Source organism: Nocardioides terrae (genome assembly GCF_900112345.1).
Classification (GTDB): Bacteria; Actinomycetota; Actinomycetes; order Propionibacteriales; family Nocardioidaceae; genus Nocardioides; species Nocardioides terrae.
Genome location: NZ_FOLB01000003.1, coordinates 249,269 through 261,530, shown reverse-complemented (window position 1 = coordinate 261,530; position 12,262 = coordinate 249,269). Strand labels below are relative to the sequence as shown.

12 protein-coding genes and 1 riboswitch are annotated in these 12,262 nt (G+C 69.4%); of the genes, 4 read left to right on the top strand and 8 right to left on the bottom strand.

The window, feature by feature from the left end:
* Nucleotides 1-159 precede the first annotated feature (159 nt).
* The 3 genes from BM236_RS06010 to BM236_RS06000 are packed head-to-tail and all read right to left on the bottom strand — an operon-like array spanning nt 160 to nt 4,115.
* Nucleotides 160-438 carry an Lrp/AsnC family transcriptional regulator gene (locus tag BM236_RS06010; protein WP_091121350.1) on the bottom strand — a complete coding sequence of 93 codons (279 nt, stop codon included), beginning with the start codon at nt 436-438 and terminating at the stop codon, nt 160-162.
* Between the two features lie 4 nt (nt 439-442).
* Nucleotides 443-2,224: a DEDD exonuclease domain-containing protein gene (locus BM236_RS06005; RefSeq protein ID WP_091121348.1), complete on the bottom strand. Its 1,782-nt coding sequence runs from the start codon at nt 2,222-2,224 to the stop codon at nt 443-445.
* Between the two features lie 46 nt (nt 2,225-2,270).
* Entirely contained in the window at nt 2,271-4,115 is a 1,845-nt protein-coding gene (locus BM236_RS06000; RefSeq protein ID WP_175507565.1) for an LTA synthase family protein, read from the bottom strand.
* Nucleotides 4,116-4,344: 229 nt separating this feature from the next.
* Between BM236_RS06000 and BM236_RS05995 the strand changes: the two genes are divergently transcribed.
* The 4 genes from BM236_RS05995 (at nt 4,345) to BM236_RS05980 (ending at nt 8,412) form a co-directional block, all read left to right on the top strand.
* The gene (locus BM236_RS05995; RefSeq protein WP_091121343.1) at nt 4,345-4,551 is read left to right on the top strand and encodes a hypothetical protein; all 207 of its coding nucleotides are present in this window, start codon (nt 4,345-4,347) and stop codon (nt 4,549-4,551) included.
* 148 nt (nt 4,552-4,699) lie between these two features.
* Nucleotides 4,700-4,899: riboswitch (cyclic di-AMP (ydaO/yuaA leader) on the top strand.
* A 15-nt stretch (nt 4,900-4,914) separates the two neighbouring features.
* A complete protein-coding gene (locus BM236_RS05990; RefSeq protein ID WP_245750163.1) occupies nt 4,915-5,898 on the top strand; it encodes a C40 family peptidase in 984 nt (327 codons plus the stop codon).
* A 61-nt stretch (nt 5,899-5,959) separates the two neighbouring features.
* Nucleotides 5,960-7,162 carry a hypothetical protein gene (locus tag BM236_RS05985; protein WP_139230037.1) on the top strand — a complete coding sequence of 401 codons (1,203 nt, stop codon included), beginning with the start codon at nt 5,960-5,962 and terminating at the stop codon, nt 7,160-7,162.
* The gene (locus tag BM236_RS05980) at nt 7,159-8,412 is read left to right on the top strand and encodes a M48 family metallopeptidase (protein ID WP_091121339.1); all 1,254 of its coding nucleotides are present in this window, start codon (nt 7,159-7,161) and stop codon (nt 8,410-8,412) included. Before BM236_RS05985 ends, BM236_RS05980 begins: the two co-directional genes overlap by 4 nt.
* Here BM236_RS05980 and BM236_RS18875 read toward each other — a convergent pair whose 3' ends face one another.
* The 5 genes from BM236_RS18875 to BM236_RS05955 form a co-directional block, all read right to left on the bottom strand.
* Nucleotides 8,413-8,607, bottom strand: a complete 195-nt coding sequence (locus BM236_RS18875) for a Flp family type IVb pilin (RefSeq protein ID WP_091121337.1) — start codon at nt 8,605-8,607, stop codon at nt 8,413-8,415.
* Between the two features lie 74 nt (nt 8,608-8,681).
* Nucleotides 8,682-8,900, bottom strand: coding sequence for a Flp family type IVb pilin (locus BM236_RS05970; RefSeq protein WP_091121334.1), 219 nt, complete (start codon nt 8,898-8,900; stop codon nt 8,682-8,684).
* Between the two features lie 174 nt (nt 8,901-9,074).
* Nucleotides 9,075-9,734 carry a response regulator transcription factor gene (locus tag BM236_RS05965; RefSeq protein ID WP_091121332.1) on the bottom strand — a complete coding sequence of 220 codons (660 nt, stop codon included), beginning with the start codon at nt 9,732-9,734 and terminating at the stop codon, nt 9,075-9,077.
* Nucleotides 9,731-11,335: a sensor histidine kinase gene (locus BM236_RS05960; protein WP_091121330.1), complete on the bottom strand. Its 1,605-nt coding sequence runs from the start codon at nt 11,333-11,335 to the stop codon at nt 9,731-9,733. Before BM236_RS05960 ends, BM236_RS05965 begins: the two co-directional genes overlap by 4 nt.
* Complete coding sequence (locus BM236_RS05955; RefSeq protein WP_091121328.1) at nt 11,335-12,261, bottom strand: type II secretion system F family protein; 927 nt, start codon at nt 12,259-12,261, stop codon at nt 11,335-11,337. Before BM236_RS05955 ends, BM236_RS05960 begins: the two co-directional genes overlap by 1 nt.
* Nucleotide 12,262: the final 1 nt, after the last annotated feature.

Below are 12,262 nucleotides of genomic sequence, written 5' to 3'. Positions count from 1 at the left end.
GGCGAGCGCGCGACGAAGGTGGTCCCGACGAGCCATCATGCGTTCGTTCCCTCTCAGTTCCACGGCGCGTCGAACCTAGGGGGTGGCCTTTGCCTTGGGGAGCGGTCCCGGTGCGAAATGGTCCGTTCGGACTAGAAGGTCTGCCCGGAAGCGATCAGTTCAGTCCAGGCCGATGGAGAAGGCGGACTCCAGGTCGTGCTGGGAGTAGGCACGGAACGCGATGTGCGTCTCGGTGTCGACGACGCCGGGCACCTTGTTGAGCCGGTCGGCGACGACCGCGGCGATGTCGTCATGGTTGCGCACCCTGACCAGGGCGATCAGGTCGATCTGCCCGGTCGTGGAGTAGACCTCGCTGACGCCGTCGAGGGCGGCGATCGCCTCGGCGACCTCGGGGATCCGGGCGGTGTCGGCCTTCACGAAGACGATGGCGGTGATCACGACGTCACCGTACCGGCTGGTGGACCGTCGTGATCTCTCTCCGGTCGTCGAACGGGACCAGGGTCTTGCGCGACTCGTTGACCGCGTCGTGGACGGCCAGGTGACGGCTGGCTCCCGCCACAGGGCACGTCCATTCCCCATCGACGTCGACCAGGCGGATCCCCGGCTTCTCGAGCCAGCGCAGGATCACCTCGGACTCCTCAGCAGATGCAGCAGGGGTCGGGCCGGGCCCAGGGGTGACGGTCTCGGCGCTGGCCTTCAACTGGTCGACGAACTGGTGGGCGTTGGCCCCCGGGGGTATGACGCCGGCCGCGGCCAGCCGGCCGTGCCGGACGACGTGCACCGACCACCGGCCGTCGTTCTCGCGGCGGGACGCGACAACCTCCGGGCACCTGGTGAGCGCTGAGAGGCGCTGGGTCCGGGCCGCCGCGCGGATGAAGGCGGCCAGCCTGTCCCGGTGCACGCCGGCCTCCTCGAAACGCTCGTCGTCGGCCAGCGTCGCCATCCGCGCAGTCATCGACGCGACGACCCGGTCGGGCCGGTTCGAGAGCGTCTGCTGCAGCTGCGCGACCACCTCGGCGTACGCCGCCTCGTCGGTGCTGCCGTCGCACGGGGAGAGGCACCGGCCCATCTCTGCGAGGACGCAGGGACTCTTCGACGGCCGACGGGCCAGCCGCTCCGAGCACTGCCGGATCGGGAAGCTGTCGTGCAGCGCCTGGACCGCCTTCTCGGCGACCTTCTTGGAGCTGAACGGGCCGAGATAGTCCGCATCGTCGTCGAGCACGCGCTTGACCAGGGCCAGCCGCGGCCACGGCTCCCGGGTCAGCTTGATGAAGTGCACCTTCTCCGGGAAGCGGGAGCGGCGGTTGTAGCGCGGCTTGTGCTGGGCGATCAGGCGCAGCTCGCGCACCTGCGCCTCGAGCGTCGTCGCACACTCGATGCCGGTGACCCGCTCGGCGATGCCGACCATCTCGCCCATCCGGGTGCGGGTCTCGGAGGCGGTGAAGTAGGAGCGGACGCGGGTGCGGAGGTCGCGCGACGTGCCGACGTAGAGCACGCGCCGTCGCTCGTCCTCGAAGAGATAGACACCGGGGGCGTGCGGGAGCCCTTCGGCGAGATGGCGCTTGCGCCGCTGGGCCGTCGTCACCCGGCCGGAGAACGTCTGCAGCTCCTCGAGCGTGTGCACGCCCAGCCCGCCGAGCCGCTCCATCAGCCCGTGCAGCACGTCGACGGTGGCGCGTGCATCCGCGAGGGCGCGGTGGTTCGGCGTCGTCGAGGCGTTGAAGAGCACCGCGAGTGAGGACAGCTTGCAGTTCGGGGTCTCGTCCCGGGTGACGACCCGCCGGGCGAGCTTCGCGGTGTCGAGGACATCGAAGCTCGGCCACGGCCGGCCCTGCCGCTCGGCGAAGTGCTTGAGGAAGCCGACGTCGAACGGCGCGTTGTGAGCGACCAGCACGCACCCCTGTGCGAACTCGAGGAAGGCCGGGAGCGCCGACTCGATCGCCGGGGCGTCACTGACCATCGTGTTGCTGATCCCGGTCAGCACCGCGATGAAGGCGGGGATCTCGCTCCGGGGGTTCACCAGCGTCTGGAACTCGCCGAGAAGCTCCCCGCCACGCACCTTGACGGCACCGATCTCGGTGATCATCGAACCTGCCTCAGCGGAGCCGCCGGTCGTCTCGAGGTCGACCACGCAGAACGTGATGTCGCGGAGCGGCCGCCCGAGCTCGTCGAAGCTGCGCTGGGTCTCCCAACGAGACGGCTCGGTCCGGACGGCGCTGCTCATGACGGCGACGCTAGAAGGAACCTCCGACAATCTCGGCGAGACGCGCTCAACCTCTGCCTTCGGGGAACTGGTACCACATGGACGACACGCCGTAGCGGTGACCGATCGAGAAGTCGTACTCGACCATCTTCATGTCGTGGACGAGCTCCTCCTGTTCGGGCGTCAGCTGATCCTCGGCGGTCTCCGTGCCGTCAGGTCTGACGATGACCCCGGGCGCGATCGTTCCTACCTTCTCCGCGAGCTCGTCGATCAGCTCGTAGTAGGCCGGAATGCTCTGTCCGGCGAGCTGGAAGACCAGCGGCAAGAAGGTTGACGGACTTGCGGCGTTGAGCGCTCGATGCTGCTCGGCGCCGGTCGAGGTCCACACGAACATGGGTGTTCGGCGATGAAGTGTGCCCGGGTTCTCCTCGATCACCTGATCGCTCAGCACCGCCGGGTAGTGGTCACCGTAGTACACGACGATCGTCGGCTCGTCCCGCTTCTTCAGCTGGTCGAGAAAGCCTGCGATCGCCTCGTCGCTGTAGGACAGGCCACGGGCGTATGCCGAAACCTGCTTGCCGTAGGCCTTGTCGAAGTCGCCGCTCGAGGGGATCGGGTCGTCGTACTTGCCGGTCACGGGATAGTGGTTCTGCATTGTCACGAGGTTGACGAGGAGAGGCTTCGACGAGGAGTCGATCTGGTCCAAGACCTCCTCGTAGGCGGCCTTGTCGGAGACGAAGTCGTTGTCCTCCACGGTCTCGGTGTGCTTCATCTTGCTCTCGTAGATGAAGTCGTCGAAGCCGAAGCGGTCGTAGACGGCGCGGCGCCGGTACATGCTCGGGAAGTAAGGGTGGACGGCGACCGCCCGGTGTCCGTGCTGCTGGAACCAGCCCACCGCAGTCGGGTAGTTCTTGAGCTTCGGGATGACCATGGCATAGGGGGTGCTGATCTGAGGGTTGAACAGCCCTAGGTACTCACCCGACAGTGCCTGCCACTCCATCGTGGAGGTACCGATGCCGTGGAAGTTGGCCACGGTCGTGCCGCCCCAGCCGGACTGGATAAGAGACCTGACGTTGGGGATAGGGTCCTCGGCCAAGCGGATCCCCTTGAGACTCCCGGGATCGCCGAAACCCTCGCTGAGCACGACGACGACGTTGGTCTTGGCGAGTGCGTCTGGCGAGGTGCCCGCGTTGCGGGCGGCGGCGCGCACGGCGTACTTCTGGGCGATCTCGTCGATCGCGGCCCGGCTGTAGCCGGATGGCTTCGGCATGGCGTCGATCGGCATGTTGAAGAGCGCGCCGCCCACGAAGCCGTTGTCGCGATAGTTCAACGACTGGCTCCAGGGCTTCCAAGAAGCGCCGCTGGCCTCGTAGGCGGCGTCCCAGAGGTTGTTCGGGTGGTGGAACTCGGTCGCCTGCCAAAGGGCGGTGGCGCCGAGGCAGAGAGCGACCAGTCGCGTGACCCTTCGGCGCACCGAAGGGCGGTGACTCCGTGTCCGACGGAGGGACACGACGAGCCACCAGGCCACCGTGCCCACCAGTGCCACGGCGAGCACCCCGCCGGCGACCAGTACCCGCGGCGAGACCATCTCGACGAGGAAGCCCGGCTCCGACAGCCAGATGACGTCGGTGGGATAGACCGGCTCCCCGAGGATGGAGAGCTTGACGGCATCCGCGATGGTCACGACGAGTCCCAGCCCAACGGTGAGAATCGCTGCCATCGTGAGCTTGCCGGTTAGGCCGTAGAACGTGGTGAGGACGCAGGCGACGAAGAGGCAGCCCAGTGGGAAGGCGATCGGCGTGAAGGGGATGACGAACCACGCGACGTGGCCGAGCTCGATGGGGAGCTCGAGGAGCAGCTCGGAGAGATAGACGACACTGACCGCGGCCAGGATCGGACGCGCACGTCGCACGAACACTCGTAGACGTTGCGAGCGCCTGCCGGCGGTCTCGTCGGCGACGTCTGTGTGTTTCGTCAGCGTGGACATGTGCCCCTCTCGGATCCCGTCGTCGGCAACGTACGGGACCGTCCCGGGTGCCGGACCCTTTTGGTCGGGCGTCTAGTCCGTGTGCACTGGAGATATGCCCGATCGGACGATCGGGCCGCCCTTGATGTCGGTGGCGGGTGCCAGAGTGCGACACATGACGACAAGGATCGACTGCGACACGTGCATGGTGCGCGGCGTGGCGTGCCACGACTGCGTGGTGACCGTGCTGCTCGGGCCGCCACCGGAGCTGGCGTTCGACGACGACGAGCGCCGGGCGCTCGACGTCCTCGCCGAGGGCGGGTTGGTCCCGCCGCTGCGGATGGTGACGCCGACCGGGAGCGGCGAGGTCGAGTCGGCGTAACTCCTGTGGCTGACGAGGCCAGTGAGGCCGTTGGGAGAGAAGGGGCTCAATCCGGCAGAACTCGCCCGAACGACCGATTGGCCGTGCCCGGATTCGGCGGTTAGAGTTCAGCACTCAGATGCTCGTGGAAGTGGGTCAACCGACTCGCGCGAGCATCGCGCTGAGTTTCGACTGGATTCGGGTCCCGTCGAGAACCGGGGAACCAACCGGCGCCGCTTCTGGCGGTGCCATCTGGGGTGAATCTCGCGCAAGGCGCAGCGGCCGGGGACGGTGGCTGCGAGGAGCGGGAGTAGGGCCAGTCGTGCCCGAACCCGTCAGCTCACCCGGTAGGCGTACGACACAAGCAAGGGAGACCGCCCGCTCGTGCTGAACGGTCGGAAACGCGTCGCCGCAGCGGTGGCGGGCCTCGGGCTCGCCTGCACCCTCGGACTGACGACCACCACGCCTGCCCAGGCCAAGCCGGACATCAAGGATGTCCAGGCGCAGGTCGACACCCTGTACCGCGACGCCGAGAAGGCGACCGAGGACTACAACGACGCCAAGCTGCGGCTCGACGCCCTCAACCAGGAGCTCTCGAGCCTGCGGGCCGACCAGCAGCGTCAGGATGCGGCACTGTCCACGATCCGTGAGCAGCTGCGCGACTCGATGCTGCAGCAGTTCGAGGGGTCCAACCTCTCCGCGGTCGGGCAGGTCTTCATCTCCGACGACCCGAAGGCCTTCCTCGGACAGCTCTCGACGATCTCGGCGTTCGACAGCCTGGAGGCCGGTCTCTACAAGGACTACTCCACGCAGCTCGACGCGCTGCGGCTGCGCCGCAAGGCGACCGCTGAGCGCGCCGCGGACGTGGCGGCGACGGAGAAGAAGCTGGCCGGCGACAAGAGCACCGTCGAGGCCAAGCTCGCCGACGCCAAGGAGCTCCTTGGAAAGCTGCAGGCGGAGGAGCGTGAGGCGATCCTCTCGCGGGGCGAGATGCGTGTCCCCAGCGACGTTCCGGCCAGTGGTCGTGCGGCCGCTGCCGTGAAGTACGCACTCGCTCAGGTGGGTGACGCCTACGTCTGGGGTGCAGCCGGCCCGAGCGCCTTCGACTGCTCCGGCCTGACCATGATGGCCTGGGGCACCGCCGGCGTCGGCCTCCCGCACTCCTCGAGCGCCCAGTACGGCTCCGGGCGGCACGTCTCCGAGAGCGACCTGCAGCCGGGTGACCTGGTGTTCTACTACAGCCCGATCAGCCACGTCGGCATGTACATCGGGAACGGCATGATCGTCCACGCCGCCAACCCCGGCGAGGGCGTCCGCGTCACCGCCCTGCACTCGATGCCCTACGTCGGCGCCGTTCGTCCTGGCTGAGTTGGTCTCGCCAGGCTCGACCGACGCAACGTCCGACCAGGCCGGTCGCCCACGCTGGTGGGTGGCCGGCCTTGTCGGTCTCCTCGCGCTGATCGTCGCGACCGTCGCCTGGCTGGTGCTCAAACCGGACACCTACGTGGCGACCCCGCCGAGGGCTGCCCAGGCGACCGCCCGCCCCGATCTCGCCGCCACGGCGCTCGAGCGGCTCGTGGGGGCCATCACCCAGCGGGACGCCGATGCGGCCGCGGGGCTCGCTGCGGATCCCTCCGGCCGGTCGCTGCTGCGGGCCGTGGTGGCGAACGCCTCGGCGCTGGATCTGACCGACCTCACCGCGCGCTACGTCGACGAGCAGGGCGCGGTGCAGCGTGGTGGGCGCTGGACCGCCGCCGTCGACCTGACCTGGCGCTTCGGCCGCTTCGACCCGACCTCGGTCCACGAGGAGGTCGACCTCGGGTTCGCCAGCGACGGCCACACGGCCCGCATCACCGGGTTCGGCGGCGGCGACCGGCGCACGCCGCTGTGGCTCACCGGGCCGGTGCACGTCAGCCGGCAGGCCGGTGTGCTGACGCTGGGCCCCGACCGGGCATCGGTCGACCGGTACGCGAAGCTCGCCGCCCGTGCGGTGACCGTCGTGGGTCGTGTGGTCGCAGGGTGGGCGGGGCCACTGGTCGTCGAGGTGCCGCCCTCCGAGACCGCCCTCGACGCGGCGCTCGGTGCCGCCGCCGGCACCTACTCCGGTGTCGCGGCGGTGACGGCCACGGTCGACGGCTCGTCGGCGGCGGACGCGCCCGTCCACGTCTTCTTGAACCCCGAGGTGATGGCCACCCTCGACACGCAGGGTGCGCAGATCGTGGTCAGCCACGAGGCCACCCACGCCGCGACGAAGGCCGCGACGAGCAGCCACCGGCCGATCTGGCTGACCGAGGGCTTCGCGGACTACGTCGCCCTGCGCGACGTTCGCCTGCCGCTGTCCACTACGGCCGGCCAGATCCTCGCCCAGGTCCGTCAGAGCGGTCCACCTGACCACTTGCCGGACGAGGGCGACTTCGACTCCCACTCCAGCAGCTTCGGCGCCGAGTACGAGGCGGCCTGGCTGGCGTGCCGGGTGATCGCCGACCGGGCGGGGGAGCGCGGGCTGCTCGCCGTCTACGACCGGGTCGGCGCCGGAGACGACCTCGATGCGGTGCTGCGCGACGTGGTGGGCGTCGGAGCTCCGGGGGTCACGCGCCTGTGGCAGGAGCGTTTGTCACACTTGGCCGCGTGAGCGGCGCGAGCGGGAGCAATGAGACGGTCCGAGCGCGCCGGGTGGCGCTGGCGGTGCTCGGCATCGGGCTCGTGGCGTTCGTCGTGCTGGCCGTCGTCCGCGTGCCGTGGCGTCCCTATCCAGGAGGACCGCTCAACCCGCCCTCCCCGGGATCGGTGTTCTCCGACGCGCAGCTGAGCGCCATGCAGGACTACTCCTCCTTCGCGCGGCTGTGGTCGCGCTCGAGCCTCGTCGTGTCGTTGCTGGTCGCGTGTGTCATCGGCTTCTCGCCGCTCGGTCGGCGGCTCATGGCACTGGCCCGAGGGCCGTGGTGGCTGCGGGTCGTCGAGGGCGTCGCGGTCCTGGAGCTGATCGGCGTCGTCGCCACGCTCCTGCCCGCGATCCAGCTGCGGCGGCGCCAGCTCGACGTCGGCCTCTCGCACCAGGCCTGGAGCGGATTCGCGAGCGACCAGGCGATCAGCCTGCTGGTGTCGGTCGTCGGCACCTCGCTCGGTCTGCTGGCCCTGATGGCGTGCGTCAGGCGGTCGCGGCGGCTCTGGCCGGCCGTCGCGGGAGGCCTGCTCGCCGTCCTGGTCCTGCTCGGGTCCTTCGTCTATCCCGTGCTCGTCGAACCGCTCTTCAACGACTTCACCTCGCTGCCCGACGGTCCGCTGCGCTCCGGCGTCCTCGACCTGGCCCGACAGGACGGCGTCAGGATCGACGACGTCCTCGTCACCGACGCGTCGCGCCGGACGACGACGCTCAACGCCTACGTCTCCGGGTTCGGCGGCACGCGCCGGGTGGTGCTCTACGACAACCTCGTCGACGACGTCTCGGAGCCGGAGGCCCTCTCGGTGGTCGCCCACGAGCTCGGCCACGCCAAGTACGACGACGTCCTCACGGGATCGCTGTTGGGGGCCGCGGGGTCCGTGGTGGGCATCGGTCTGCTCGGCCTGACCGTCGAGCGGCGGCGACGTGCCCCGACGAGCATCGGCGACCCCGCCGCCGTTCCGATGCTGCTGGCGTTGCTGGCGCTCGGGACCGTGGTCGCGCTGCCGGTGCAGAACACCATCAGCCGCCAGATCGAGACGAGGGCTGACGTGACAGCCCTGAGAACGACGAGGGACGCCGGTGCCTTCGTGGACCTGCAGCGTCAGCTGGCGATCAGCTCGCTGCAGGACCCGGCACCGGCGTCCTGGTCGCAGTTCTGGTTCGGGTCACACCCGACGGTCTTGCAGAGAATCGCGCTGGCCCGCCGGGTGACCGACTGATCAGTGGCACCCGGGGGCGCTGCCGCTCTTCAAGGCGGTGTTCATTTGACCGGTGATCGCGTCGCAGTCGTTGTTCATCTGCTCGCCCGCCACTCGCCCGAGGCTGAAGACGATGACCGCGACAAGGCCGGCAACGCCGGAGACGAGCAGGCCGTACTCGACGGCTGACGCGCCGCGCTCGGACCTTCGGTGCATCTCATTGCTCCTTCAGGAATGGCGGAGGGCGCCACGGCGCAGGCCGTGGCGCCCTCGGTCGCTCGAGTGAGAGATCAGCTCTTGCAGGAAGCGGTGATGTTCGAGTTGTTGCTGGTGATCGCGTCGCAGGTCTGGCTGAAGGCGTTCTTGACGACCGGGCCGAGGGCCATGACCGCGACGACGATGACGGCGGCGATGCCGGCGATGAGCAGGCCGTACTCGACGGCCGACGCGCCACGCTCCTCCATCTTCGCCATACGAGCGTTGAGCAGAATGCGGAAGTAGTCCACCATGATGTTTCCCCTTGAGGTAGTTGGCCGAGAGCTGGGCTCCGGACGGTTGTCCTGTGTCCGTGGAGCCCCTGCCCCACAGATCAATCGTCGGCCAGGGGAGACATGCACCGAATCGGGAGAGTGTGCTGACCTGGGTAGTCCGTTCGGGCTACGAGGTCCCGGTGTCCGCTCGGCTCAGCCGTCAGAGCGACCGCCCGGCTGCACGCTGGAGAGCAGCCCGATCCGCATCGCCGTGACGAGCGCCTGCGCCCGGTTGGCGGCGCCGAGCTTCTGGTAGATCTTCGCGATGTGCGACTTGGCGGTCGACTCGGAGAGGTAGAGCTTCTTCCCGATCTCCGCCGCGCCCAGGCCGTCGGCGAGCAGCAGGAGCACCTCGTGCTCGCGGTCGGAGAGCCGCGTGGACTCTGACGTGGCGCGCCGCATCATGGCCTGCGCCAGACCGGCACAGACGAAGGAGCGGGGCGAGACGGCCGCGTGGCGGACGGTGCGGACGACCTCGCCCGAGGGGGCGTCCTTCCCGACGAACCCGGAGGCGCCCGCCTCCATGGCGGCGAAGATCTGGTCGTCGCCCGAGTGCATCGTCAGCACCACGACGCCGGTCCGGTTGTTGGTCTTGCGGATGCTTCGCACGATGTCGAGACCGGTGCCGTCCTGCAGCTGGAGGTCGGCGACGACCACGTCGGGCGCGAACTCGGCGTAGGCACGGAGGGCCGTCGACACGCTGCCGGCCTGTCCGACGACCTGCATGTCCTCCTGGAGGTCGATGACCCCGGCGAGGCCCTCTCGGATGAGCTCGTGGTCGTCCACCAACAGCACCTTGATCGGCTCGCTCATGCTTTCACCCTCGTTTCATCGTCGAAGTCCGGTTGCACGACTGTGATCTCCTCGGGCCCCCCGTCACCACGGATGGTGACAGAGACGCAGAGGCCGCCCTCGGGCACGTCGCTCAGCTCGAGCTCGGCGTTGACCAACAGTGCCCGCTCACGCATGATCTTCAACCCGTGCGAGTCGGCCCGCCCGGGCTGCAGGCCGCGACCGTCGTCGGTCACCGTGATCCGCGCGGCCGGCGCCCGGACCTGGCAGTGCACGTCCACGGAGTCGGCCTGCGCGTGCTTGACGGCGTTGTTCATCGCCTCCTGGGCGATGCGGAAGAGCTCGGCCTCCACCTCGGGACGCAGCCGCTCGGTGAGCTCGTCGGCGGTGACGTGGATCGGCACGCCGGAGACCTCCGAGAGGTTGCGCGCGACCGAGGCGATGGCGGCGCCGAGGCTCTCGCTCTCGCCGATGCTGGTTCGCAGGTTGACCAGCGACCTCCGGATCTCGCCCACGATCGCGGTGATCCGCTCGCGCAGCTGGGCGATCCGCTCGTGCTGGGCGTCGGTGGTGGACACCGCGTCGAGGGCGTCGGCGAGGTAGCCGAGGGAGGCGATGTCCTGCGCGACGCCGTCGTGCATCTCGCGGGCGAGCCGCCGGCGCTCCTCGGCGCTCGCGGCGTCGCGGAAGGCCGCGAACAGGAGCGCGGTGTCGAGATGGACGGCGCTCGGGCCCAGGTCGGACATCAGGCGTCGTACGGCGTCGTCGACCCCGACCGCTCGTGCGTCGGCGCCGTCCGGGAGGGCGGCGACCACGACTCCGATGGCGCGCATCTCCGACAGCAGGGGGAAGGCGAAGACGCGACCGCGCCGGACCGGAGCACAGGCCCGCCACGACTCGCCGGCGACACCCTCGAACTCGCGCACCTCGTCAGGGGTGCCCAGCGCCTTGGTGACCAGCGGCAGCAGGGCCTCGTCACGCGCGACGTAGAGGGTCATCGCCACGGTCGGGACCTCGTCGCGTACGCCGGACAGGATCGAGCCCCCGAGCGCGACCGGGTCGAGACCGCTGTCGAGGCCCTCGGAGATGTCGATGAGCTGACGGAGCAGCCCCTGGGCGTAGTGGTAGGGCGCCAGCGGGTCGCTGCGCTCGATCAGCGCACCGTTCAGGAAGGTGCCGATCAGTCCGAGTCCGAGTCCGGTCACCGCCCAGCTGAACGCAGCGGAGGCCTGTTCAACGCTCAGGCTGCCGCCCACCAGGTAAGCGAAGGCGACGAGCATCAACAGCTCGGCGCAGAGCGATGTCACGACGCTCCAGAGCCCGCGGAACACGGCGGCGGTGAAGGGCGGCACGCAGAGGGCCCCGATCACCGCCGTCGAGGCGTCGACGACGATGCCGCACACCGTCCCGACCAGGAGCGCCTCACCGGCGATCAGCAACCCGAGCGGCAGGACGCCGCGCAGGTCGACGAGCGTCGCGAGCGCCCAGATGGCCCCGATGACGAAGAGCGCGATCAGGGCGGCGGCGTCGCGAGCCCAGAGGACCGGCCCGGTCAGGGCGATCAGCACGATGATCCGTGCGAGCGCCGCAACCCGGAAGGGGAGCCGGTCCGCGTCGAACATCAGCCGCCGAAGTTGTCCATGATGTTGATGGCTGCGGGGCCCATCACCGCCACGAACAGAGCGGGGAGGATGCAGAAGATGAGCGGGACGGTGATCTTGACCGGCACCTGCTGAGCCTTCTCCTCGGCGTGCTGACGCCGCTTCACCCTCATCTCCCCGGACTGGACCCTCAGCACCTGCGCGATCGGGATGCCGAAGGTGTCCGCCTGCACCATCGCCGACACGAAGGAGCGCAGGTCGTCGACGTCGGCGCGCTCACTGAGGGAGCGCAGCGCCTCGCCGCGCCCCATGCCGAGCTGCATCTCGCGCAGCATCCGGGCGAACTCGTCAGCGAGCGGGCCTTCAGTGTTGGTGGCGACCTGCTGCACCGCGGCGTCGAAGCCCAGTCCCGACTCCACGCTGATGGTCATCAGGTCGATGGCGTCGGGGAGCTCCCGTTGGAGCTTCGCTGACCGGTCGTAGGCGAGCTGGTAGAGGTAGAGGTTGGGGCCGAAGAAGCCGACGACCAGCCCGACGCCGCAGAGCACGATGCGGGTGGTCGGGGAGTGCACCAGCACTGCTCCCAAAGCCAGCGCGAACAGGAGACCGAGGCCGGCGCCGAGCACCTTCCCCGCGGTCACCCGGTCGACCGTCCACCCGGCGGGGTTGCCGGCCAGGTCGAGCTTCTTCCTGATCCGGTCCGCCGAGTCCGCACCGCTGATCCGGCGGCCGAGGCCGAGGGCACGCTCCTGCAGCGGCTGCAGCACGCGGTCGGCGAAGGGCTTCTCCAGCTCGGCGCTCAGCTCGCGCGGCGCCTCGGTCATCGCCTGCAGCACCGCCAGCGAGCGGTTGATGCCTCGGGCCTCCTCCGCGGGACGCAGGCCGATCGCCAGCAGCGCGATCGCAACGGCGAAGAGCAGGACCCCGAGGGCGAGGTACACCACCATG